Annotated in this window: 18 protein-coding genes and 2 pseudogenes; 13 read left to right on the top strand and 7 right to left on the bottom strand. The window is 63.2% G+C overall.

Translation table 11 applies throughout. From position 1 onward, the window contains the following. The first annotated feature begins 256 nt into the window (after positions 1-256). From ACI2KG_RS17110 to ACI2KG_RS17075, 8 genes are all read left to right on the top strand, one after another. Positions 257-1591 carry an LLM class flavin-dependent oxidoreductase gene (locus ACI2KG_RS17110; protein WP_404662665.1) on the top strand — a complete coding sequence of 445 codons (1335 nt, stop codon included), beginning with the start codon at positions 257-259 and terminating at the stop codon, positions 1589-1591. A gap of 32 nt (positions 1592-1623) precedes the next feature. Further along, positions 1624-2724, top strand: coding sequence for an LLM class flavin-dependent oxidoreductase (locus tag ACI2KG_RS17105; RefSeq protein ID WP_404662664.1), 1101 nt, complete (start codon positions 1624-1626; stop codon positions 2722-2724). Between the two features lie 492 nt (positions 2725-3216). Then, entirely contained in the window at positions 3217-4779 is a 1563-nt protein-coding gene (locus ACI2KG_RS17100) for an NAD(P)/FAD-dependent oxidoreductase (protein WP_404662663.1), read from the top strand. Between the two features lie 18 nt (positions 4780-4797). Further along, positions 4798-5292, top strand: coding sequence for a RidA family protein (locus ACI2KG_RS17095; protein ID WP_404662662.1), 495 nt, complete (start codon positions 4798-4800; stop codon positions 5290-5292). A 34-nt stretch (positions 5293-5326) separates the two neighbouring features. Continuing rightward, positions 5327-7738: a TonB-dependent receptor plug domain-containing protein gene (locus ACI2KG_RS17090; protein ID WP_404662661.1), complete on the top strand. Its 2412-nt coding sequence runs from the start codon at positions 5327-5329 to the stop codon at positions 7736-7738. Positions 7739-7961: 223 nt separating this feature from the next. Then, on the top strand, positions 7962-8315 hold the full coding sequence (locus ACI2KG_RS17085; RefSeq protein WP_201200837.1) for a RidA family protein: 354 nt from the start codon (positions 7962-7964) through the stop codon (positions 8313-8315). A gap of 218 nt (positions 8316-8533) precedes the next feature. Beyond that, on the top strand, positions 8534-8698 hold the full coding sequence (locus ACI2KG_RS17080; protein ID WP_404662660.1) for a hypothetical protein: 165 nt from the start codon (positions 8534-8536) through the stop codon (positions 8696-8698). Beyond that, on the top strand, positions 8679-9071 hold the full coding sequence (locus ACI2KG_RS17075; protein WP_404662659.1) for a dihydrofolate reductase family protein: 393 nt from the start codon (positions 8679-8681) through the stop codon (positions 9069-9071). Before ACI2KG_RS17080 ends, ACI2KG_RS17075 begins: the two co-directional genes overlap by 20 nt. On the opposite strand, the pseudogene ACI2KG_RS17070 reads toward ACI2KG_RS17075, so the two are convergent. Further along, positions 9057-9245 (bottom strand): annotated as a pseudogene (locus tag ACI2KG_RS17070) (hypothetical protein); the annotation flags it as partial. The gene ACI2KG_RS17075 and the pseudogene ACI2KG_RS17070 overlap by 15 nt on opposite strands. Here ACI2KG_RS17070 and ACI2KG_RS17065 point away from each other — a divergent pair. Then, positions 9236-9502 (top strand): annotated as a pseudogene (locus ACI2KG_RS17065) (Lrp/AsnC ligand binding domain-containing protein); the annotation flags it as partial. The pseudogenes ACI2KG_RS17070 and ACI2KG_RS17065 overlap by 10 nt on opposite strands. Positions 9503-9905: 403 nt before the next feature. Here ACI2KG_RS17065 and ACI2KG_RS17060 read toward each other — a convergent pair. Continuing rightward, positions 9906-12953, bottom strand: a complete 3048-nt coding sequence (locus tag ACI2KG_RS17060; protein WP_404662658.1) for an aminotransferase class III-fold pyridoxal phosphate-dependent enzyme — start codon at positions 12951-12953, stop codon at positions 9906-9908. A 144-nt stretch (positions 12954-13097) separates the two neighbouring features. On the opposite strand from ACI2KG_RS17060, the gene ACI2KG_RS17055 reads away from it, so the two are divergent. Beyond that, positions 13098-13538, top strand: coding sequence for an Lrp/AsnC family transcriptional regulator (locus ACI2KG_RS17055; RefSeq protein WP_400621727.1), 441 nt, complete (start codon positions 13098-13100; stop codon positions 13536-13538). Between the two features lie 117 nt (positions 13539-13655). On the opposite strand, the gene ACI2KG_RS17050 is transcribed toward ACI2KG_RS17055, so the two are convergent. Further along, positions 13656-14210, bottom strand: coding sequence for a nuclear transport factor 2 family protein (locus ACI2KG_RS17050; protein ID WP_404662657.1), 555 nt, complete (start codon positions 14208-14210; stop codon positions 13656-13658). A 155-nt stretch (positions 14211-14365) separates the two neighbouring features. Between ACI2KG_RS17050 and ACI2KG_RS17045 the strand changes: the two genes are divergently transcribed. After that, complete coding sequence (locus ACI2KG_RS17045; protein ID WP_404662656.1) at positions 14366-14725, top strand: LysR substrate-binding domain-containing protein; 360 nt, start codon at positions 14366-14368, stop codon at positions 14723-14725. A 6-nt stretch (positions 14726-14731) separates the two neighbouring features. On the opposite strand, the gene ACI2KG_RS17040 is transcribed toward ACI2KG_RS17045, so the two are convergent. The 3 genes from ACI2KG_RS17040 to ACI2KG_RS17030 form a co-directional block, all read right to left on the bottom strand. Next, positions 14732-15349, bottom strand: a complete 618-nt coding sequence (locus tag ACI2KG_RS17040) for a dTMP kinase (protein WP_404662655.1) — start codon at positions 15347-15349, stop codon at positions 14732-14734. Between the two features lie 213 nt (positions 15350-15562). Continuing rightward, positions 15563-16666 (bottom strand): P1 family peptidase, encoded by a 1104-nt coding sequence (locus ACI2KG_RS17035; protein WP_404662654.1) that lies wholly within the window; start codon positions 16664-16666, stop codon positions 15563-15565. A 12-nt stretch (positions 16667-16678) separates the two neighbouring features. Then, the gene (locus ACI2KG_RS17030; protein ID WP_404662653.1) at positions 16679-18043 is read right to left on the bottom strand and encodes an APC family permease; all 1365 of its coding nucleotides are present in this window, start codon (positions 18041-18043) and stop codon (positions 16679-16681) included. A gap of 224 nt (positions 18044-18267) precedes the next feature. Between ACI2KG_RS17030 and ACI2KG_RS17025 the strand changes: the two genes are divergently transcribed. Beyond that, positions 18268-19056, top strand: a complete 789-nt coding sequence (locus tag ACI2KG_RS17025; RefSeq protein WP_404662652.1) for a LuxR C-terminal-related transcriptional regulator — start codon at positions 18268-18270, stop codon at positions 19054-19056. A gap of 81 nt (positions 19057-19137) precedes the next feature. Further along, on the top strand, positions 19138-21684 hold the full coding sequence (locus tag ACI2KG_RS17020) for an HWE histidine kinase domain-containing protein (protein WP_404662651.1): 2547 nt from the start codon (positions 19138-19140) through the stop codon (positions 21682-21684). Between the two features lie 186 nt (positions 21685-21870). On the opposite strand, the gene ACI2KG_RS17015 is transcribed toward ACI2KG_RS17020, so the two are convergent. Beyond that, on the bottom strand, positions 21871-23514 hold the full coding sequence (locus ACI2KG_RS17015; protein WP_404662650.1) for an acetolactate synthase large subunit: 1644 nt from the start codon (positions 23512-23514) through the stop codon (positions 21871-21873). Between the last annotated feature and the right edge of the window lie 112 nt (positions 23515-23626).

The raw sequence follows: 23626 nt of genomic DNA, 5'->3' as shown, positions 1-23626 counted from the left end.
GCCCCGGGATTCTTGCATTGATGCTGTATCCCCGGGGCTGCTGCGCAGCCCTTTCGCGACACAAGGCCGCTCCTACAACAGCATAATGCATAAATAGAATATTGATCTTTGCTATATATTTTTATTTGGCATAATTAGCTTAGAACTACAAAGCCTTTCACAACCGCCACCCCCCCGCGCTAACGTCACCCTCAACAGTCCGACCCCACACCTGGCGGAGGCCGTCCACACCGACCGTAACCCACAGGTATTCCCGATGAGCAAGCGACAGATTCACCTCGGCGCCATGATCCACGGCGTTGGCCACGGCTGGGGCGAATGGCGCCACCCCGAGGCACTGGCCGACGCCAGCGTCAACTTCGGCTTCTACAAGCACCAGGCGCAACTGGCCGAAGCGGCCAAGTTCGATTTCGCCTTCATCGCCGACAGCCTGCACATTCACGCCCGCTCCAGCCCGCATTACCTCAACCGCTTCGAACCGCTGACCATCCTCTCGGCATTGGCCGCCGTCACCGAGCATATCGGCCTGGTGGCCACGGTCACGGTCAGCTACACCGAGCCCTTCCAGGTCGCCCGCCAGTTCGCCTCGCTGGACTTGATCAGCGGCGGCCGTGCCGGCTGGAACGTGGTCACCTCGTGGCTGTCGGGCACCGCCGACAACTTCGGCAAGGCCGAGCACCCGCCCCATGCAGTGCGCTACCGCATCGCCCGCGAACATGTCGAGGTGGTGCAGGGCCTGTGGGACTCGTGGGAAGACGACGCTTTTACCCGCAACAAGCAGAGCGGCGAATTCTTCGATCCGGGCAAGCTGCACACCCTCGGCCACCAGGGCGAGTTCTTCAAGGTCAAGGGCCCGCTCAACATCCAGCGCTCGCGCCAGGGCCAACCTCTGATCTTCCAGGCCGGCGTGTCGGAAGACGGCCGTAATTTCGCCGCGCAGAATGCCGATGCGATCTTCGTCAGCCCCGAGTCGTTCAGCGATGCCCAGGCTTACTACCAAGACCTCAAGCAACGCGCCGCAACCCATGGCCGCGACCCCCAGGAATTGTTCATCCTGCCGGGCATCCGCCCCATCGTTGGCCGCGACGAAGCGGAAGTGGAGCGCCGTTACCAGCAGGCAGTCGAGCTGGTGAGTATCGAGGACGCCCTGGTCGCGCTCGGCCGCCCGTTCAACGACTACGACTTCAGTCAGCATGACCTGGATGCGCCGTTCCCTGACCTGGGCAGCCTGGGCGACAACAGCCACAAGGGCACCGCCGACCAGCTGAAGCAACTGGCTCGCGACGAGGGCCTGAGCCTGCGCGCAGTGGCGCTGCGCTTCTCGCGCCCACGGCGGGACTTCACCGGCACCCCGGAACAGGTGGCCGATGCCTTGCAGACGTGGTTCGAGAACGAGGCCGCCGACGGTTTCATCATCAACTCGTTGCTGCCCGACGGCCTGCAGTACTTCACTGAGCTGGTGGTGCCCCTGCTACAGGCCCGCGGCCTGACGCGCAGCGAATACACCGGCAGCACCCTGCGCGACAGCTTTGGCCTGAGCGTACCGACCAATCGCAACACCCAGCGCCGCGAGCAAGCCGCCGTCGCCTGAACACGCCCCCGATTGAAAAGGAGTTCCACTGCATGAGCCTCGAATTCATCGGCCTGATCGGCCCCCAGGAAAGCAGCGAGTCACAGGCCCCACGCGGGCCATTGGTTGACCTGGCGTTCATCAAGGCCTTCGCCCAGGCCCAGGAATATGGCGGTTTCGACAAAGCCTTGCTGGCGGTCAACACCAGCGCGCCCGATTCGATGATCCTGGCCAGCTACGTTGCCGCGCTAACCGAGCGCATCGGCCTGCTGGTCGCCCACCGCCCCGGTTTCCAGGCACCCACCTTCGCCGCCCGCCAGTTCGCCACCCTCGACCAGCTTAGCAGCGGCCGTGCCTCGATCAATGTGATTACCGGCGGCGACAGCGGCGACCTGCAACGTGACGGTGACTTCCTCGACAAGGATGCCCGCTACGCCCGCACCGACGAGTACCTGGATGTGCTGCGCAACACCTGGACGCAACAGCAACCGTTCGACCACCACGGCGCGCACTACCGGGTGGAAGACAACCTGACCCTGGTCAAGCCGGTGGGCCAGTTGCCGGTTTACTTCTCTGGTGCCTCGGATGCGGCGGTGGAGGTCGCGGCGAAGCATGCGGACGTGTACATGATGTGGGGCGAGCCGCTGGAGCAGGTGCGCGAGCGCATCGCCCAGGTGCGCAAGGCCGCCGCCCGCTACGGGCGGGAAAAACACATTCGTTTCAGCCTGTCGTTGCGGCCGATTCTGGGGGCTACCGAAGAGGAGGCCTGGGCCCGCGCCGAGCGCATCCTGGCCGACGCCCAGCAGCGCATCGGCATACGCCAGGGCAACCGGCGCGAGAAGAACTTCGGCAAGAGCAATATCGGATCCGAGCGCCTGGTGCAGCTGGCCAGCCAGCGCAAGGTGCACGACACCCGCCTCTGGACCGAGATCGCAGCCCTTGGGGGCGGCGCCGGCAACTCCACCTCGCTGGTGGGCACAGCGGAGCAAGTGGCTGAGGCTGCACTGGCGTATTACGAGCTGGGGGTGAGCACGTTCTTGTTCCGCGGTTTCGACCAGTTGCGCGATGCCGTGGAGTACGGGCAGGCGCTGATTCCGCTGATCCGCGCCCGCGTGGCGCAGCTAGAGACCGACCGCAGCACCAAGCGCGCCTGACCCGCACCGGCCTCTTCGCGGCTAAAGCCGTTCCCACAGGTACAGTGTCAACTCCACGCCAGCGCAGTCCCTGTGGGAGATCCCCTGCGCGCAGGGATCACCACCCGCGAGCCCGCCGCATTCGGTGTGGGAGCCGCGCTTGCCGGCGATGGGCCGCGCAGCGGCCCCAAGGATTCAAGTCAATCACAATCCATCAGAATGGTGTCGCCTGCATTGGGGCTGCTTCGCAGCCCATCGCCGGCAAGCGCGGCTCCCACAGAAGTCGCGTTAAAATTATACTTATGCATTTAGGCATTCATTTATTATTATTAATTAACATACTTACCTTAGAACAAAACAGCCTTTCACAGCGTGATGAAAGTCCATTAGGTTCTACTCACCGACCCCAACATGGCGGAGGCAAATGGATTTGTGCCAGCCGCCGTCGAGCCCTTCACTGGGGCAGCCCACCCGTTGCGCACATCCGGACCTTACTTTCTCGGAGCACGCGACATGGGATTGTCCCGTAGAGATCTGATCGCCCGCCTCGCCGCCATTGGCGGCTATTCGGCGGCCCTGGGCGCGCTGGGCAACAATGCCCTGGCCGCCACCTTCGAACCCCTGCAACTGGCCGCCAATGGCGGCAACGGCAAGCGCGTGGTGATTGTCGGCGCCGGTATTTCCGGCCTGGTATCGGCCTACGAACTGCGCAAAGCCGGCTTTTCCGTCACCGTACTCGAAGCCCGTGAACGCGTCGGTGGCCGGGTCTGGACCCTACGCCACGGTGACCGCATCGAGCACAACGACGGCTGCACGCAAACCGTCGGGTTCGATCCGGGCCACTTCTTCAACGCCGGCGCCGCACGCCTGCCCAGCCACCACCTGACCATTCTCGGCTACTGCCGCGAGCTGGGCGTGGAGCTGCAGGTGCTGGTCAACAGCAGCCGCAACGCCCTGGCCCAACCCGACCTCGCCCGCCCGCCACTGCTGCTGCGCCAGGCGGTCAACGACACTCGCGGCCATTTCAGCGAACTGCTGGCACGCAGCGTCAGCCGCAACAGCCTCGATGCCGAACTCGACAGCGGCCAGCGCAAAGCCTTGCTGGAGTTCCTCAAGGTTTATGGCGACCTCGACAGCCAGCAGCAATACCGCGGTTCGGTGCGCGCCGGCTATACGCGCTTTGCCGGTGCCGGCGACCAGACGCCGATCCAGCGCCAGCCGGTGCCGCTGGACCAACTGCTGGACAGCAACTTGCTGCTGCCGCTGGTGTTCGATGAGATTCCCGAATTTTCCTCGACCATGTTCCAGCCGGTCGGCGGCATGGACCAGATCCCCAAGGCGTTCTACCGCCAGGTCAAGGACAGCGTGCGCCTGGGCGCCGAAGTGCTTGGCGTGGAGACCGGCGAGCAAGGCGCCAAGGTGGTGTGGCGCGACCGCAACAGCGGCAAGCAACACGTGGAGCTGGCCGACTACGCCATCGTCACCCTGCCCCTGCCACTGCTGGCGAAGCTGCCAAACAACTTCAACGCGCCGTTCAGGCAAGCCATCGCCAGCGCCGAGGGCGACAAAGCCAACAAGGTGGCCTGGCAGTCACCGCGCTTTTGGGAGACAGACTTCCAGATTTACGGCGGGCTCAGCTACATCAACCACGAGGCGCGCACCCTGTGGTACCCCAGCGACCACCTGAACAGTGCCCAGGGCGTGCTGGTGGCCACCTACAACACCGGCGCCGTGGCCCAGCAGTTCGCGGGCAAATCGCTGGAGGCGCAAATTGCCTCGTCGCGCCAGGCGGTGGAGTCGCTGCACCCCGGCCACAGCCACAAGCTGGGCCGGCCGGTGGTGGTGAACTGGTCGAAGATCCCGTACAGCGAAGCGCCGTGGATCGTCCACGACGAGGTCGCCCAACCGGGCTACGACGTGCTCAACCAACCCCAGGGCCGCACCTGGCTGGCCAGCGACGCCCTCGCCCATGGCGGGGTCGGTATCTGGCAGAACAGTGCTGCCGAATCCGCCCGCCGGGTGGTGGGCCTGATTGCCCGCCATGCCAGCCAGTCCCCTCGCGGCGCTGCCGCCTGACCTGCAAGGAACCCTGCCATGCCTCGTCTTCTTCTGCTTGCCGGAGCACTCATGTCGCTGACCCTGAACGCCCACGCCGACGGCATCAAACGGGTCGCGCCACCTGGCTCGAACTTCCCCATCTCGCAGCTTGTTACGGTTCCGGCCGGCAGCCAGCTGACCTTCGTCAGCGGCACCCTCCCGGACGTGGCCGACCCCAAGGCGCCCAAAGGTAGCATTGCCGCCCTGGGCAACACCGAAACCCAGACCCGCTCGGTGCTGAACAAACTGCGCACGGCATTACGCAGCCAGGGCCTGGACCTGGGCGACATCGTCCAGTTGCGGGTATTCCTGGTGGGCGACCCGGCCAACGGCGGTGCCCTCGATTTCGCCGGGCTGCAAGCGGCCTACACCGAGTTCTTCGCCACCGCAGAACAACCCCGCACGCCGACCCGCACCGCTATCCAGGTGGTGGCGCTGCCACTGCCGGGCGCTCTGGTGGAAATCGACGCGATCGCGGCCAAGGCGCCGTGAGCGCGCCCGCCCTGCCAGACAAGGAACTGCGTGCATGAAGCAAGCTTTTAAAGCTGCCCCCTTTTTCAGCGTGGCCTTGGTCGCCGCGCTGCATCCCGCCCCGACCTTGGCCGAAGAAGCCGCCGCCCAGGCCCTCGGCACGGTGATCGTCACCGGCAACCGTGGCAGCGAAAAGCGCACCGTCACCACCAGCCCGGTGCCCATCGACGTGATCAGCGCCAAGCAGCTGCAGGAAACCGGCAAACCCGGCCTGATGGAAGCCCTCAGTGCCAGCGTACCGTCGCTGACCCTACCGGAAAAAACCGGCTGGGACGCCAGCGGCATGGCCCGCGCACCCAGCCTGCGCGGGCTCAACGCGGCCCAGGTGCTGGTGCTGGTAAACGGCAAGCGCCGCCACACCAGCGCCACCCTGAACATCAGCGGCATCAACGCCGGCGCGGCGCCCAGCGACCTCGACCTGATCCCGATCAGCGCCATCGACCATGTCGAAGTGCTGCGTGACGGGGCCGCGGCCCAGTATGGCTCCGACGCCATCGCCGGGGTGATCAACGTGATCCTCAAGGCCGACACCAGCGGCACTGCAGTGACCACCGCCGGCCAGGGTTACGACGGCAAGAAACAGACCGTGCAGCAAAGCCTGAACAAAGGCTTCGAGATCGGCCGCGACGGTATCCTTCAGCTGGCCCTCGACGCCCGTAGCCAGAACGACGACAACAAGGCCAGCGCCAACGGCTACAGCCAGGCCGAAGCGCTGGACCGTGCCGGCAAGGTCACCTACGGCGGCTATGGCACGCCGAAGATCAACCTGCTGACCCTGGGCTACAACGCCGAGCTGCCGCTGGAAGACGACCTCACTCTGTATTCGTTCAGCACCTGGTCGTACCGCAAGGCCGAGCAAGGCCAGAACTTCCGCCTGCCGACCATCGTCAACACCATCACCACCGGCCCCAACGGGCGCCCGTCCGGCTACACGCCCACCTGGTACATCGAGGAATACGACTACCAAGCTGCGGTCGGTGCCAAGGGCCTGGCCGGTGACTGGGACTGGGACCTGTCCAGCACCTACGGGCGCAACCAGGCCGAACAGGGTACCTGGAACAACCAGAACCCGTCGTTGGGCGAAGCCACGCCCAACCATTTCGAATCCGGCACCTGGGTCAGTTCGCAGCTGACCAGCAACCTCGACCTGCACCGCAACTTCGAGGTGGGGCTGGCCAGGCCACTGGACTTCTCCTGGGGCCTGGAGCAGCGGCGCGACACCTACCAGGTAAAGGCCGGCGACTGGGCCAGCTGGGCAGACGGCGGTTACTGCGCGGCGCCCGGCAACTGCGCCGCATCCGGCGCCCAGGTCACCAACGGCATTTCCCCGGCCGAGGCCGACAGCGCCAGCCGCAACAGTTACGCCGGCTACGTGGATGTCGGTTTCAACCCGCTGCCGCAATGGTACTGGGGCGCGGCCCTGCGCTACGAGCACTACGACCGTGGCATCGGCGCCACCCGCAGCGGCAAGCTGACCACCCGCTACGAGCTGACCCCGGAACTGGCGGTGCGGGCCACGGTGAGCAACGGCTTCCGCGCGCCATCACTGGCCAACAGCCTGTTCAGCGCCCGCTCAACCACCTACGGCGTGGTCGATGGCGTGTACCAGTCGATCAACTACGGCGTGCTGCCGGTGGACTCGGCCGCTGCCCAGGCCTTGGGCGCCGAACCCCTGAAGCCGGAGAAGTCGACCAACTACAGCCTCGGACTGACCTGGCAGCCCAGCGAGCGCCTGGCCTTCACCGCCGACGCCTACCTGATCAACGTGCGTGACCGCATCACCCTCACTGGCACCCTGCTCGGATCAGAGGTAACCCAGACCCTGCTGGCCAACGGCATCGATTCGACCTCGGGCGGCCAGTACTTCACCAACGGCGCCGACACCCGCACCAAGGGCCTGGACCTGGTGGGCAGCTACGACCAGGACCTGGGCAGCGCCGGTACCGTCAAATGGACAGCAGCTTTCAACTGGAACGACACCGAGATCCTCGCCTACAAGGACAGCGTGAACATCCTCGGCACCTCCTACGAACTGATGAACCGCCAGGCGCGCAACTTCCTTACCGATGTACAGCCGCACACCAAGCTGATCCTCGGTGGCAACTGGCGGCTGGACCGCTACCGGATTAACCTGGGGCTGACCCGCTACGGCTCATGGCGCGAGGTGAACGCCGCCAATGACCGTTCGCTGGACCGTGAGTACAAGGCACGCTGGATCACCGACCTGGATGTGGGTTACCAGCTGACCAAGGACCTGGAGCTGGCAATAGGCGCCCGCAACCTGTTCGACGTGTACCCCGAGCGCCAGGCACCGAGCAGCAAGACCATGACCAAGGGCTATGGGGCCTATTCACCGTATGGGTTCACTGGGGGCTACTACTTCGGGCGGCTGACCTATAACTTCTGAAATCGCGGGGGCCCCCACAGGGCCCCTGCCCATTGCGCCATTGTTGTCTAAAGAGCAAGAGCTGGTGCATTACTACAGAACCTCAAGCCTCACGGAACACGTTGTTTTGCCGCCATTAATAGCCAAAATCCTGCCTTCAATCAGCTAATTCAACTGGCTGCCTCTCGATACACTTTCGAGCTTCGCATTCATCACGACAACAACCACAAGGTAACCCGCAACCATGGCTATCCAGCGTCTGCACAGCAACAAGCGCCTAAGCAACACCGTGATCCATAACGGTGTCGTCTATCTGGCCGGCCAGCTGGCCAACAACCATGAAGCCGATATCCGCACGCAAACCGCCGAAACCCTGGCCAATATCGATGCGCTGCTGGCTGAAGCCGGCAGCGACAAGTCGAAGATCCTGTCGGTCACCATCTACCTCAAGGACATCATCAACGACTTCGCCGGGCTCAACGAAGTCTGGGAAGCCTGGGTGGCAGAAGGTCACGCCCCGGCTCGCGCTTGCGTTGAAGCGGCCATGTTCAAGCCGAGCCTGCTGGTGGAAATGTCCGTGGTAGCCGTGCAGGGCTGATCGCCTGAGAACCTGAAAAACAAGGCCACAGTCTTGTCTACAAAAGGCTGTGGCTTTGCGCGCAGGTTCAGCACGTAGGCGCAGGTGAAGCCCCTGCCCACGGGCAACGGCATGATCTTCACCTATCCGCGTAAGTGCGCCCCCATCACCGCCCCAGTTTGCCCAACGGCGCTTGATTGAGGGTTCAAACCCTACCTGGATGATTACGAGGAAATTACATGTCAAAGCTGGTGTACTACGTAGCTGCCACCCTGGATGGTTACATTGCCACGCAACAACACACGCTTGACTGGCTGGAGAACTTCACCCTTGGAAATGACGCAACAGCCTACGATGATTTCTATCAGACGGTCGGCGCGGGTCATGGGCTCGCGGACCTTTGAGTGGATCCTCTCGAACTCACCTGATGACTGGCCCTACCGCGATGTGCCCGCGTTCGTTGTGACCAAGCGCCACCTGACGCTTCCTGCCGACCTCGATATTACCCTGGTAAGCGGGGATGCCAGCGCCATCGCCGCCAAGGCCAGAAACGCAGCCAAAGGCAAGAGCGTCTGGCTGGTAGGTGGCGGCCAAACCGCGGCAGGGTTTGCCGAAGCTGGCGAACTGCAACAATTGTTCATCACCACCATTCCCGTCTTTCTCGGCAGCGGCGTGCCTGTATTGCCCGTTGATCGGGCGCTTGACGTCGTGCTGCGAAAACAGCGAACGCTACAGAGCGGTGCCATGGAGTGCATCCTGGATTTACAAACCTCTTAACGCGTGCACGGCCATTGCACTGCTGCCACTCTGCAGATGCTTCTTAAGAAAAGCCCGGGTGCGATCCTGCACTGGATTACTCAGAATTGCACCCGGTGCCCCCTGCTCCACCACCACCCCGCCATCCATGAACACGATCTGGTCGGCCACCTCGCCGGCGAGATGAAATCGATGCCAATATCATACGGGCGATCATCCTGGTTTCACTCAAGCGCACACCGGCACTGGGGCTGCTTGACCTGCTGGCACAGAACGCCCAGGTAAAACGGGTTTCATCGGTCAGCGGGCAACTTGACCTGGTGATCGAGGTTGAGGCGCGAACGATTGATGACTTGAACCGGGTACGTGATGCCGTGGCCAGTCATGATTCGGTAGATGACATTACTACGGCGGTGGTGTTGCGGCGGGATATCGACAGGCAGAAGACATAGTGCCAGCCCGTGAAAGTGCCGGGGCTGCTTCGCAGCCCATCGCCGGCAAGCCAGCTCCCACAGGGACTGCGCTGGCTTCTAGTTAACACAGTGCCGGGGCTGCTTTGCAGCCCATCGCCGGCAAGCCAGCTCCTACAGAGACTGCGCTGGCTTCTAGTTAACACAGTGCCGGGGCTGCTTCGCAACCCATCGCCGGCAAGCCAGCTCCCACAGGGACTGCGCTGGCTTCTAGTTAACACAGTGCCGGGGCTGCTTCGCAACCCATCGCCGGCAAGCCAGCTCCCACAGAGACTGCGCTGGCTTCGAGTTAACACTATACCTGTGGGAGCTGGCTTGCCGGCGATGAGGCCAGCGCAAACAGAGCAAGGCAGTTGCGGCCACACGGCCACCACTGTGTTCTTCGCTACTTCAGCGCGGCGGTGAAGCTGTCCTTCAGCACTTCCAGCAAGAAATCGGCATTGGCCCGGCTGAAAATCATCGATGGGCGCATTTTCAGTACGTTGTCATGCGGCCCTTCGGTGCCAATCAGCACGCCGCGCTCTCTGGCGCCATCCGCCACTTTCCTGGCCAGGGCCGTGGCCGGGGCTTTGGTTTTGCGGTCAGTGACCAGCACGATGCCGAGGAACAGGCCCAACCCGCGCACATCGCCAATTACCTCGAACTGCTGCTGCAGCTTGCGGAACCCCTCAAGCAGGTAGTTACCAACGTTCAAGGCGTTCTCTTTCAACTGGTCGCGCTCGATTGCATCGAGTACCGCCAGACCTACCGCGCACGACACCGGGTTGCCGGCGAACGTGTTGAAGTACTCCATGCCATTGTTAAAGGCATCGGCAACCTCACGGGTGGTCACCACCGCCGACATCGGGTGGCCGTTACCGATCGGCTTGCCCATGCTGACCGCATCCGGCACCACGCCCTGGGTCTCGAAGGCCCACCAATGGCTACCGACGCGGCCAAAGCCGACCTGCACTTCATCGGCCAGGCACAGCCCGCCTTCTGCCCGCACCATGGCGTACACCTCCTTGAGGTATTGCTCGGGCAAAAACACCTGCCCCGCCACGCTGGGGATCGACTCGGCGAGGAAGAACCCGGGGCGCTTGCCGGCCTTGCGCATGGCAGCCAGCTGCTCTGCCACCGACTCGGCAAAGCGCTTGCCGTGCTCGTCCAGCGGCCAGTCCTCGGGGGCGTAGTAGCTCTCAGGGACCACGGCCTCGTAAACGTGCGCCGCCCTGCCCTTGCCGGCTTTGCGCTTGTACTTGTAAGGGCTGAGGTCGATGAGCTCCTGGGTGGTGCCGTGGTAAGCCCAGTCCAGCACGATCGCCTGGTCACTGCCGGTGTAGTTGCGCGCCATGCGCAGCATCAGGCTGTTGGCTTCACTGCCCGAACAACCGAACGACGCTACGCAAAGGCCCTCTGGCAGCGTGCCGGTCAAGCGCTCGGCGTATTCGACGATGTTGTCGTGCAGGTAACGGGTATTGGTGTTGAGCAACGCAGCCTGGTGTGTCAGGGCTTCAACCACGTCGGGGTGACTGTGGCCCAGGTGGCAGACGTTGTTGAAGCAGTCCAGGTAGGCTCGCCCGAAGTTGTCGATCAGCCACACGCCATCGCCCCGTACGAACTTGATCGGGTCGGTGTAGGAAATGGACAGGTTCGGCAGCAACAGTTCCTTGCGTTTGGCAATGATCCGGGCCTTGGTCAGGCCCTGCTGGTCGTAGGTTTCTGGCGGGATACCGGCCAGTGCCGAGGCATCCGGGAACAGGTCCGCCCACACGTCGCGGTACTCCGGCTCACCTACGCCAATTACCTCGCTGGCGGTCAGCCCGGTATCGGTGGTCATCTGCAGGTGCAGGTGCGGAATCCAGCCGCCGTTTTCGTGGTCTGCGCCCATGTAGCCGACCAGGTCGCCGGCTTCAAGCGTGTCGCCCGCCTGCAGGCGGGTGAGCGCCTCATGGGCCATGTGCCCCCACAGGGTCAGGAACGGCGGGCAACCTGGCGGCGTATGCTCGATCATCACCAGGCCACCGTAACCCAGTGGATCGGGCTCGACCTCGACGCTTTTGACGGTGCCGGCGACGGGTGCGTACAGCGGCGTACCGGCAGGCATCACCAGGTCCACCCCTACATGCAGGGTGCGCCGTTGCCCCTTGATAAAACGCGACTCGAAGGCGCTGTCGGTGTAGATGGTGCGCAGTTCACCCCATGGCCCGATGGCCAACGGCACGTTGTGCGCAGCCGAGTATTCGTTCCACCAGCGGGTTGCGTCGGCCGGGCGCTGCTGGGCGGAGGCAATGGTCATCTCATGGCTGGCGTCGCCAAACGGTGCGATAACCTTGTTCAGGATGGCCGCTGACGGGCGCACCAGGTCGGCAAAGGTTGTGTGATTGGCGGCGATCCAGCGACGGACATCGCCGGCGCCGTCGATGGCATCAAAACCACAGGCCTTGCGCAGAATGCCAGTGGCCAGCCGTGGGTTCATCGCATCCAGTTGCTCCAGCAGGCGCCAGGCAGGCGCCTCGCTGATGGCCAGGTAGGGGTTGTCGTCGGTCTGATCCTGGCGGGAAGCAGAGAACGTGACGCTGATAACCAGGCGCATGGCGATCAGGTCGAACAGCACATCCAGCTCTTGTGCCTGCAGCGGGTACGTTTCATGGAAACCGGCCACCAGCGCGGCAGCCGCGCCGATCGGGTCGTCCATGTCGAGGATGGCATACGCACTGGCAATCGCGACCTCGGCAATCAGTACGGTGTGCACGGCATCGCCGAAGTCGATGAATCCGGTCACGGTGCTGGTGGTTTCGGCATCGACCAGAATGTTCCAGTCGTTGGCATCGTTGTGGATCACCTGGGCGCGGAGCGCGGCCAGCCTTGGCTGTACGGCCTGTTCGAAGCGGGTAATGAAACGCTCGGCAATCGCCCGACGCTCCGGGCTCTTGATAAAGTGCAGGCGCGAACGGGAGCGTGCGGCATGGCGCAGGTCCCAGTCCAGTTCGCGTACAGCACCCGGGTGCATGAAGCCCTGCAGGGCACGGTCAAGCTCCCCCAGCGCCCGGCCGAAGTTGCTCATCAATGCAAAGCTGCGCCGGGCCTCGGCGAGCGGAGTGCCCGGTAGCCAGCTGACCATGCGCAAGGCGTGCTGCTCACCCGCGGTGCTGGCCACCGTTGGCAGGTAGCCCCCCGCGACGCTGGCCCGCAGGTGCGGCACGCCCAGGTGCGCAACCTGCACCGCCAGGTGCTCGAGCAGCGCGGTTTGAAACGCGCTTTCTACCTGGGGTTCACTGGCGTTGACAATTTTCAGGATCCAGCCCGCATCTGTGCCGGTTTCCAGCCGGTAGTTGCGGTCACGCTCGCCATCCAGGGGCGTTGCCTTGCCGGTGACATTGAAGAAGTCTTTTGCGAGGCCCTCAGCATCGCTTGCCGAAAACCGAGGTGCCGGGTGGGAAAGGTCTGTCATATCATCACGTTCCGAGCGAGCAATTTGTTTTTTTCAATAGCTTGTCATGCACCACCGAAACCGACACCCTGCATACGGTCGGGATCAACAGGCATTATGCCGGTTCTGACCGGCATAAAGACGGCGGGCTTATTGGGTGGTGCAATGCGTGACCTGGACGCAAAAGATCGTGAAATTCTTGAAGTACTCTCGAAGGACGCGCGCATCGCGCTCAAGGCGCTGGCTGGCCGCATCGGCCTTTCCAGAAGCGCCACGACCGAGCGCGTAGCCAACCTTGAGCGCAGCGGGATCATTCGCGGTTACCGCGCCGACATCGGCGAAATAGACGCCAACGTGATACGTGCGATCTTGCTGGTGACGTTGCAGCGCACACCGGCCATGGGGCTGCTCGACCAACTGGCCACCGATGCGCGCGTGCGGCGGGTTTCCTCGGTGAGCGGGCAGCTCGACCTGGTCGTTGAGGTAGAAACGCGCACTATCGACGACCTCAACCAGGTACGTGACAGCGTGGCACGGCACGAATCGGTGGATGACATTACCACCTCGGTGGTACTGCGCCGGGACATCGACCGTCAGGGTGCTTGAGCAGCCGCAACGGCCCTGCGCAACCTATCAAGCCAGTGCGACCATTGTGGGAGCTGGCGTGCCCTAATGCCAGTCAGTTAAGAAAAGGCGAGGTGTTCGGCGGGCTTTCAGCATCGCTTATGCGATCGAGCGCCGCCCGCGCGGCGCTTCGCGGCACAAGGCCGCTCCCACATCTGTTTCGGGCCAGTTTCTTCTGTGAGATCTCCCGCGCCCGCCTTGTTTGTTCCATTTGATATCGGCTGCGCCACTGCTCTTCATCAATCTCAAGCCATGCACCCAGGGGGCGCGCGCCAAAGGCACAGGAATAATTGGCCCGAAATAGCGCCACAGGGGGCGCCCCTCTTCAACTGTGAATACGGCGGTCGACAGCCGCGTCTTCGCTTGTTGCCTCGGCAAATGGTGCTTCTCGCGATAGCGCACCACGGCACCGTCTGGCCAGTGCGCGAGGGTTTCCAGCCCGTTGAGCTCAATGCTCAGACCGGGCTGAGCGCCTGCGCGTTGGGCAAACAGCGACGCGACCTCGGCAAGGCCGATCTGGGCACCGCCAGGTGTGACCATTTTAAAATCACGGTGAAAGCGCTCGAGCATGGCTGCAACAGTGCCCTCAGCGCGGGCAAACTGCGCCTCGATCAAGACATGCAGGTCAATGACTTCTTTCAGATAACGGTCCATGAAGTTCCTTTGCTTTGGTGGGTGGGCGAATCCGCAGCCAGATCAGGGCGACCAGGCAGGTTGCCTGCAAGCCCCCCACCAGCATGAATGTACTCTGATAGGCCTGCCGTGCCCCGATTTGCGAAGACAGCAAGCCGAACACCAGGCTGACCGCCGTGACGCCCAGGCAGAAACTCAATTGCCGGTTCAACGCCCAAAGGGTACTGCCCTGGCCGAGTGCCGAAGGGGCCAAGGCAGAAGCCAGCCGCTTCGAGCGCCAGCCCCGCTTGCAGGCTGATAGCGCCGAGGCGTTACTGGCCATGGCCTTGCGCGGGCTTGGTGTCGCGCTGCTGCCGGGCTGGCTGGTTGACGATGCCATCGCCCGGGGTGAACTCGTCAGTGTGATTGACCCTGGCCACTTCGCACGGCAACCGATTCATGCGCTGTATCGCAACAGCATGTATGTGCCGGCGGCAATACGGGTTTTCATCGACCTGCTGACTGCGCGATGGAACGATCAGGAAAGCGTTCGGTAACAGCACTCACGCGTTGCGCAGTACTGCCTGTATCTCGCCAACCACCTGCCGCTTTGCCTGGTCGACAGTGCCTTCATTTCGGCACAGCACCCAGCCATGCTCGGCAACCGCCCGCTCGAATGCTGCAGTGCAGGCAACCTGTTCATCCAGGCTGTGAATCACCGTACTGCCCAGCCCGCGGTTGCGCGCCGCAGCCCGTGCCCATGAGATTTCAGGGGCGGTGACCACACCGACATGCAGGTCTGGCACTTGCACGCCGCGCTCAAGGTTCAATTGCAAGATCTGCGCAAACGGCACGCTACGGCGAAATGCTGCGTCAGAGGGGTACCAGCGATCGATCAGGATGATGCTGTCTGCGGGCTGCCTGGGCAGTACCTTGCGAGAAATCCAGGCACGGCTTTCTGCGAACCGTTCGCAGACCTGGTATTCCAGCGCCTGGCAGGGGTTTCTGGCGAGCCTGTTGACCAACACCATGGTTTCGCTGCGGTAGGGGTCGTTGTTTCTCTCGCAAAGGCGGACCACCTTGTGCCCGTCCAGCCTCAGTGCTTGAGTCACGGCCTCCAGCAGTGTGGTCTTGCCGGTGCCCTTGGGGCCATCGAGGGAAACAAACAGGGGGTGATTCATCGTTCAATACCAGTAGGCTCAAGCGCGGGATGAGACCATTTATTGCGGCTTGCCATCAAGCGCCTGTCGAATGGAGTACATATGTTCTCCACAGGCGAAAGGCGGCATAGGCCGCCTTCGCCGTAGGCGGCTTTAGCCGCGAACAGCGGCGCAGCCGGTGCCATGCACCGCGTTGGATGCTTCGCGGCTAAAGCCGCTCCTACATTGACCGCGTCAGCTTTGGGCCTGCCAGCCCATTTGCTTGAGCGCCGTGAGCAAGCGCTCACCCTCAAGGCCTGGCACTTCGCGCCCGTCGTCAGCCAGCATCGTGCGCCCCGCCAGGATCGCATTGACGATGGCCTCCTCCACCGCCTCGGCTGCGGCTGCGAACAACGGCGAGATATGGTCGTTGTTGACCATCGCCACCTGCGCCGTCGTTGGCAGGTCGCGGCGGTTGTAGTCGGCCGGCGCCAGCCCGGTGTTACCGGTCGAAAACGCCAGGAAGATATCGCCGCTGGAGTCATCGGTACCGCCCCCTGTGCGGGCAATGCCCAGCGCCGCCCGTTGCGCCAGGCGCTGGCACTGGTGCGGCAGCAACGGTGCATCGGTGGCCAGCACTACCACGATCGAGCCCATGCCCGGGGTGCCCTGCTGATCAAAGGGCGAAGGCAGATCGAGCAACACCCGGCCCACCGGGTAACCATCCACCCGCAACTCACGACGCTGGCCATGGTTGGCCTGGACAAAAGCACCTACCGTCCAGCTTCCCTCCCCGGCCGACAGCTCCCGCGACGCCGTCCCGATGCCGCCCTTGAATTCATGGCAGATCATGCCGGTACCCCCGCCAACCGCACCCTCGCCCACTGGCCCGCTGCCGGCTGCGCCCAACGCCTGCTGGACCAGGTCGGCATTTACATGCTGGCCCCAGATGTCGTTCAGCACGCCGTCATACGTTTCCATCACCACCGGCATGCACCAGTAGGTCGAAGCATCAGCCAGGTTCGCGTGCTCATGGGCAATCAGCGCATCGCGCACTATGCCGACACTGTGGGTGTTGGTGGTGGCAATGGCGGTGGTCAGCAGGCCCGCTTCCCGAACCCACTCAAGGCCGGTGGCATCGCCATTGCCGTTGAGCACATGGCAGCCGGCAAAGCATGGCTGATAACGCGCCGGGCCTTCTCGCGGCTCGATAATGCTGACCCCGGTGCGCACCGCTTTGCCGGCGTGGGTGGTATTCAGGGTGGCGTGACCAACCCGCACCCCCGGTACATCGGTAATGGCGTTGTGTGGGCCGGGCTGGCCAAGGCCCAGCGTGATACCAAAATCGCGTGCTCGCATCTTGTCTCTCGCTCAAAGTTTCTGAAAGGCTGGGCTCAACTTGCCATAGGTGCCGTACAGCAACACCGAGGTAAGCAGAATGCCAACGATGATGAATATGTCCCGCGCCGAAGCCGTGCTCAGCAAGGTCGTCAGCAGGTACCCGGCACCGATCACCGCCCCCAGTGCCGGCAGCGGCCACAGTGGCATGCGGTACGGGTGTTCATGGTCACGGCGCACTACCCGGCTGAACAGTGCACACAAGCCCACCACCAGGTACACGCAGAGGATCAGCAGCACGGTGAATGACGTGAGCTCCGCCAGGTTGGAACTGAAGGTCAGTGCCGCAGACGGCACAGCAAGGAACAGTGTGGCCAGCCACGGCGACTCCCACTTGGGGTGGATCCGGGTAAACGCACGGTTCAGGGTCGGCATCCACAACGCGTCGCGCCCGCTGCTGTAGATCACCCGCCCACTCTGGATCACCAGGGCGATGATGGCGTTGAATACCGAAAGGAAGATCCCGGCGCTTACCAGGCGCGACAGGGTTTCGTTGCCATGCACGGTCAGCAGGTAGCCAATCGGATCGGGGCTGGCCAGCATCGCTTCCAGCGAGGGCGCGCCGATCAGCAGCGCCACCAGCGGGATCACCTCGATGGCCACCACCAGTACCAGTGACCACAACACGGCTTTGGGAATGCCGCGCCCGCCGCACTTCATGTCTTCAGCCAGCAGCACGGCGCCGCCATAACCGTTGAACGAGAACAGCGCGGTGCCAATCGCACCCACCACCAGCGCCCAGGGCGCCGCGTGCAGTAGGCCGTTATCGAGTACCAACGGGCTGACCAGGCTGCTGACCGGTTGCTGGGCGTGACCGAAGCCCAGCACCACGATCACCATCAACGCCGCCACTTCAAGCAGCAGGCAGATGCCGGTGACCCACGCGTTCAGCTTGATGTTGAGGATGCCCAGCAGGTAACCCAGGGCCACGATCACCAAGGCGACTGTCTGCCCGTCAAGCTGGGTGCCCAGCGCCGCGTTCAGGTAAGTGGCGGCCCCGGTGGCCAGTACCGGTGGAATGAACACCAGCATTGCCAGCACGGTTAGAAAGGTGGCATAGCCGGCCATGCCGCCAAACACCCGCTTGGCAAACACGTATTCACCCCCTGCCGCACTGTGTGCACGGCCCAGTTCGGCATAGCAGAGCGCGAACATCAGCGCCAGCACACCGCCGAGCATGAAGGCCCATATGACCCCGGTGCCGGCCTGGGCGATGGCAAAGGGCGCGATGACGAACACCGAACTTGCGGGGGTGACCGAAGAAACGGTAATGGCAACTACATCAGCGACGCTGAGTGTGGGTTTGAGTTCTGGAGCGGGTGCACTACTGGACGTCATTTGTTCATCCTCACGTTATTGTTGGTGTCAGGAGGCAGAACCAGGAAGCGAAGCGTGGCGGGCTCGACGGCCCGCTTGATGGGTATGGAATCTATGCGGCGGTAGCTGGCCGGACAATTCCCACTAAGGGGTACCCCCGGTTGACAGCGGCGGTGAATCAGGCGCCAATGCCCCAGGGCTGCGTTGCAGCCCCTGCTTGCTCTACCCCTTCCAAGGATGCTGTCGTGGACATTCTCTTTCATGAAGTTGCCGGCCACACCGCCTTGGCCCGGGCGATCGAGCACATCGGCAGCCCGCGCTTCTGGCGCCAGCTGATCCTGGTACTGCGGCATTGGGTACCGTTCGACAACGCCCTGGCGATTCACTTTCCGGCCCAGGGCGCACCGCACGTGCTGGAGGAATACGACGCCGCACCGGCACCCGTGGCCGGCGAGTTGTACCTCGACGGCTTGTACCTGCTCGACCCGTTCTACCAGGCCGCCCGCGAAGGCCTGGCCAGTGGTTGCTATCACCTCGAGGAAGTGGCGCCGGACCATTTCTGGCAAACCGACTATTACCAGAACTACTTCCAGGACCATGTGCTGGTGGATGAAGTGCAGTTTCTGCTGCAGTTGCCTGCCGGTGTGCTGTCGCTGTCGCTGGGCATGCGTCGTGCCTTCGACGCAGCAGAGCTGGGCAAGCTGAACCTGGTCAGCGCCTGGGTGCTGGCCCTGCTCCAGCAACACTGGGCCCGCAGCGGCCAATCGCTGCCGGTGCAGCCACCAGTTGGCGATGCCCTGGCCAGGTTCGGCCAAGGCTTGCTGTCCGAGCGTGAGCTGGAAATTGCCCGGCTGATCCTGCGTGGTTACTCGTCAAAAGCCATGGCGCAACGGCTGGGCATCTCACCGGAAACCATCAAGGTGCACCGGCGCCACCTGTACGCGAAACTGAACATCTCGTCGCACCCGGAGCTGTTCTCGATGTTCATCCGTGAGCTGGGGTTCTCTGATGACCGCGGGGATAGTTCTGTGTAGGCACAAGGCAGGCAAGGCCTGCTAGTCTGTCGGACGATGGCCGCCTGCTGGCAGCCTCTTCCCCCCTTACAGGCACGGCCGATGACCTCCGATACCCCAATAAACCTGACCAACTGCGACCGGGAGCCGATCCAGATCCCCGGTAGCATTCAGCCCCATGGCTGCCTGCTGGCCTGCGATGCATCGGCGACAGTGGTCTTGCGGCATTCGGTCAACACCCCGCAAATGCTAGGCGTAACCGGCGATATCAATGGCCTGAAGCTGCAGGCGGTGTTGGGAGATGAGGTCGCCCATACCCTGCGCAACGCGCTGGCCCGCACCCGGGAGGCCTCACGGCCCGCGCTCAGCTTCGGCGTCAAGCTGCCCAACGGCCAGGCCTTCGATGTCGCCGCCCACCTGTTCAAAGGCACGGCGATCCTCGAATTCGAACCCGCAGGCGCCAACATCGCCGAGCCCGTCGAACTGGCCCGTACACTGATCGCCCAACTGCGTGAAATCGACAAGACCGGCAAGCTGTTCCGCGACGCTGCGCGGTTTATCCGCGCCGTGCTCGGTTACGACCGGGTGATGATCTACCAGTTGGGTGCGGACGGCGCCGGCAAAGTAGTCGCAGAGGCCAAACGCAGCGACCTGGAAAGTTTCATGGGCCAGTACTTCCCGGCCTCCGATATCCCCCAGCAAGCGCGCGCGCTGTACTTGCGCAACCCGATCCGGGTGATTTCCGATGCCCAGTTCAAGACGGTGCCCCTCGACCCGGTGCTCGACCTCTCCGGCGAGCCGCTTGACCTCTCCTACGCGCACCTGCGCAGCGTCTCGCCTATTCACTATGAATACCTGAACAACATGGGCGTGGGCGCCTCGATGTCGATTTCGGTGATCGTCGACGGCGAGTTGTGGGGGCTGATCGCCTGCCACCACTATGCACCGCGCACGCTGGCCATGGGGCTGCGGGTAGCGGCGGAAATGTTTGGCGAGTTCTTTTCGCTGCATATCGAAACCCTGCGCAGCCGGCAAAAGCTTGAAGCCGCCGTGCAGGTGCACAAAGCGCTGGACAGCCTGCTGCGTGACGCCAACCAGGCCGCTGACATCGACGGGTTCTTCCATGCCCGCCTGCCCCGGCTGATGGCGCTGATCCCCTGCGACGGCATCGGCATGTCACTGCAGGGCCGCTGGGCGTCCGTCGGGCTGGCCCCACCGAAGTCGGCCGTGCCTGATCTGCTGCGCCTGGCCGACATTGTCAGCGACGGCCGCACCTGGGCGTCCAACCGCCTGTCGACGGTACTGCCGGCAGCCAAGGCGTACTTCACCGACGTGTCTGGCGTGCTGATCATTCCGATGTCGCAGCACCCCAGGGATTACCTGATCTTTTTCCGCAAGGAGGTGGTCGAGACGCTCGACTGGGCCGGGGACCCGAGCAAGACCTACGACAGTGGCGCGCTGGGCGACCGCCTGACACCGCGCAAAAGCTTCGCCCTCTGGAAAGAAACCGTTCAACAGCAATCGCTGCCGTGGTCCGAGCAGGACCGCCAGTTTGGCGATGCCATCCGCACCGCCATCGTCGAAGTGGTGCTGTACAACAGCGAACTGCTGGCCAGCGAACGCGCCAAGGCAGAAGTGCGCCAGCGCATCCTCAACGAAGAGCTCAACCACCGGGTCAAGAACATCCTCTCGCTGATCGGCGCGCTGGTTGCCCACCCGACTTCGGAAAGCCAGACCCTGCACGACTACGTGGCAACATTGAAAGGCCGCATCCAGGCACTGTCCCTCGCCCACGACCAGGTGGTACGAGGGGACGGTGGCGGGCGCCTGGCCAAACTGCTGGAGGCCGAGCTATTGCCCTACCGCACTGCCGCTGGCGTGATCGAACTGCAAGGCCCGAACGTGATTCTGGATGCCCGCGCTTATTCGGTCATGGCCCTGGTGCTGCACGAATTGGCCACCAATGCCGCCAAGTACGGCGCGCTGTCGCGGGCCGGCGGCACGCTTTGCGTAGGCTGGAGCATTGAAGCAAGCGGCGCCTGCGCCATTACCTGGCGTGAATGCGGCGGCCCGACGGTACGCCCGCCCAGCCGCACTGGCTTCGGCTCGGTGCTGATCGACCGCAGCATCCCGTTCGACCTTGGCGGCACCAGCGCAGTGGACTATCACCCCGAGGGCTTGCAAGGGCTGTTCAGAATCCCGGCCAAGCACCTCTCCGTGGCCGAAACAGCCGAGCCTGCCGGCATCGCTGCGCCGATCGCGCAGGCCGCCGATGCCTTTGCCGCACGGGCAAGCTTGCGCATATTGATCCTTGAGGACCAACTGGTGATCGCCGTTGGCCTGGAGCAGATTCTCAATGATGCGCAGATCAAGGACGTGATCACTGCCAGCTCCGAGGATGAGGCCATACGGCTGCTGGCTGACCGCGCACCGGATGCCGCCATCCTGGATGTAAACCTGGGCACCGGCACCTCCATATCGGTGGCCGATGAGTTGGTGCGGCGGCAGATTCCATTCCTGTTTGCCACCGGTTATGGCGACGGCATCAGTATTCCCGAGCACCTGCAGCATGTGCCGATAACGCGCAAGCCCTACGATGCCAATGCCATTCTGACCAGCTTGCAAGGTTTGTTGAGGATAGCTTCCTAAGCTTGTATTCAAAATCCAAGCGCTTGCGCAATCCCTGTGCAGGCCTCAGGCAGATACGGTCCCTGTAGGAGCGGCTTTAGCCGCGAACACCGGCGCAGCCGGTGCCCTGTACCGCGTTGGATTCTTCGCGGGCGAACCCGCTCCCACTGGTACGGTGTGGGGTTCCGTACCTGTGGACCTCAGGGTTTACACCGCCAGCGCGCGCTCACGCAGCTCGCTGTTGAGGATGCGGTCGTTTTCGCTGTAATCGACCGGGCAGTCGATCACGTGCACGCCCGGGGTCTTGATGCAGTGCTCCAGCAGCGGCAGCAGGCCTTCGGCGCTTTCCACGCGGTGGCCGTTGGCACCGTAGGCTTCGGCGTATTTGACGAAGTCCGGGTTGCCGTAGTCCAGGCCGAAATCGGTGAAGCCCATGTTGGCCTGCTTCCAGCGGATCATGCCGTAGCCGTCGTCACGCAGGATCACCACGGTGATGTGCATGCCCAAACGGACTGCAGTTTCCAGCTCCTGGCTGTTCATCATGAAGCCGCCGTCACCGCACACCGAGATTACCGGGCGGTCCGGGTGCACCAGGTGCGCCGCCATGGCCGATGGCAGGCCGGCGCCCATGGTCGCCAGGGCGTTGTCCAGCAGCACGGTGTTCGGCTTGTGCGCCTTGTAGTTACGGGCAAACCAGATCTTGTAGATGCCGTTGTCCAGGGCAACGATGCCTTCGGACGGCAGTACGCGACGGATGTCGGCCACCAGGCGCTGCGGGTAGACCGGGAAGCGGTTGTCGTCGGCGCCTTCGGCGATCTGCGCTTCGTTGGCTTCACGAATCGCCATCAGGCGGGTGAAGTCCCAGTGCGCAGTGTCGTTCAGGGCTTCGCTGATCTGCCACACGGCGTTGGCGATGTCGCCGATCACTTCCACTTGCGGGAAGTAAACTGCGTCGACTTCGGCAGAGCGGAAGTTGATGTGAATGACTTCGGTGCCGCCACGAACCATGAAGAACGGTGGCTTCTCGATCACATCGTGGCCGATGTTGATGATCAGGTCGGCCGCTTCGACGGCGCGGTGCACGAAGTCACCGGACGACAGTGCAGCGTTACCCAGGAAGCGCGGGTGGCGCTCGTCGACCACACCTTTACCCATCTGGGTGGTGATGAACGGGATACCGGTCTTGTCGATCAGCTGCTTGAGGACCTTGGCGGTCATCTTGCGGTTGGCACCGGCGCCGATCACCAGGATCGGGTTACGGGCGGCCAGCAGCTTCTCAACAGCAGCTTCAATGGCCACGTGCTCGGCCAGCGGGCGGCGGTGCAGGCTGCGCGGGATCGGCAGCGCGTCGGTCTGCTCGGCGGCGATGTCTTCTGGCAGTTCGAGGTGCACGGCGCCCGGCTTTTCTTCTTCAGCCAGGCGGAAGGCTTCGCGCATGCGCGCCGGGATGTTGTCGGCCGAGGCGAACTGGTGAGTGTACTTGGTGATGGGGTCCATCATGCCGCACACGTCGATGATCTGGAAGCGGCCTTGCTTGGACTTCTTGATCGGCTTCTGGCCGGTGATCATCATCATCGGCATGCCGCCCAGATAGGCGTAGGCGCTGGCAGTAACCAGGTTGGTGGCACCAGGGCCGAGGGTCGACAGGCTGACGCCGGTCTTGCCGGTCAGGCGACCGTAGGTGGCAGCCATGAAACCTGCAGACTGCTCATGACGGGTCAGTACCAGCTTGATCTTCGACTTGCGCAGGGATTCGAGCAGGTCGAGGTTTTCCTCACCAGGAATGCCGAATACATACTCGACACCTTCGTTTTCCAGACATTGCACAACGACATCGGCGGCCTTGGCCATTTGGGGTACTACCTCAAAATCTTTGTGGGATTGCAGATTTATTAAGCTGCGTGACTGAGATGTTGCAGGATGTCTCAGTGGCGCGCATCGTAGGCCCTCTGGTTAATAATAA

The sequence above is a fragment of the Pseudomonas sp. NPDC089407 genome (genome assembly GCF_044900445.1).
Taxonomy (GTDB): Bacteria; Pseudomonadota; Gammaproteobacteria; order Pseudomonadales; family Pseudomonadaceae; genus Aquipseudomonas.
The sequence above is the reverse complement of the archived record's forward strand: the minus strand, read 5'-3'. Positions and strand labels throughout refer to the sequence as shown.

Excerpts from the sequence above, each read along its gene's own strand:
- ACI2KG_RS17035 (WP_404662654.1), bottom strand. The coding sequence starts at position 16,666 with ATGCGAGCACGCGATTTTGGTATCACGCTGGGCCTTGGCCAGCCCGGC.
- ACI2KG_RS17090 (WP_404662661.1), top strand. The coding sequence starts at position 5,327 with ATGAAGCAAGCTTTTAAAGCTGCCCCCTTTTTCAGCGTGGCCTTGGTC.
- ACI2KG_RS17020 (WP_404662651.1), top strand. The coding sequence starts at position 19,138 with ATGACCTCCGATACCCCAATAAACCTGACCAACTGCGACCGGGAGCCG.
- ACI2KG_RS17075 (WP_404662659.1), top strand. The coding sequence starts at position 8,679 with ATGGGCTCGCGGACCTTTGAGTGGATCCTCTCGAACTCACCTGATGAC.
- ACI2KG_RS17050 (WP_404662657.1), bottom strand. The coding sequence starts at position 14,210 with ATGGACCGTTATCTGAAAGAAGTCATTGACCTGCATGTCTTGATCGAG.
- ACI2KG_RS17015 (WP_404662650.1), bottom strand. The coding sequence starts at position 23,514 with ATGGCCAAGGCCGCCGATGTCGTTGTGCAATGTCTGGAAAACGAAGGT.
- ACI2KG_RS17055 (WP_400621727.1), top strand. The coding sequence starts at position 13,098 with ATGCGTGACCTGGACGCAAAAGATCGTGAAATTCTTGAAGTACTCTCG.
- ACI2KG_RS17105 (WP_404662664.1), top strand. The coding sequence starts at position 1,624 with ATGAGCCTCGAATTCATCGGCCTGATCGGCCCCCAGGAAAGCAGCGAG.
- ACI2KG_RS17080 (WP_404662660.1), top strand. The coding sequence starts at position 8,534 with ATGTCAAAGCTGGTGTACTACGTAGCTGCCACCCTGGATGGTTACATT.
- ACI2KG_RS17030 (WP_404662653.1), bottom strand. The coding sequence starts at position 18,043 with ATGACGTCCAGTAGTGCACCCGCTCCAGAACTCAAACCCACACTCAGC.
- ACI2KG_RS17060 (WP_404662658.1), bottom strand. The coding sequence starts at position 12,953 with ATGACAGACCTTTCCCACCCGGCACCTCGGTTTTCGGCAAGCGATGCT.
- ACI2KG_RS17095 (WP_404662662.1), top strand. The coding sequence starts at position 4,798 with ATGCCTCGTCTTCTTCTGCTTGCCGGAGCACTCATGTCGCTGACCCTG.
- ACI2KG_RS17100 (WP_404662663.1), top strand. The coding sequence starts at position 3,217 with ATGGGATTGTCCCGTAGAGATCTGATCGCCCGCCTCGCCGCCATTGGC.
- ACI2KG_RS17110 (WP_404662665.1), top strand. The coding sequence starts at position 257 with ATGAGCAAGCGACAGATTCACCTCGGCGCCATGATCCACGGCGTTGGC.
- ACI2KG_RS17085 (WP_201200837.1), top strand. The coding sequence starts at position 7,962 with ATGGCTATCCAGCGTCTGCACAGCAACAAGCGCCTAAGCAACACCGTG.
- ACI2KG_RS17040 (WP_404662655.1), bottom strand. The coding sequence starts at position 15,349 with ATGAATCACCCCCTGTTTGTTTCCCTCGATGGCCCCAAGGGCACCGGC.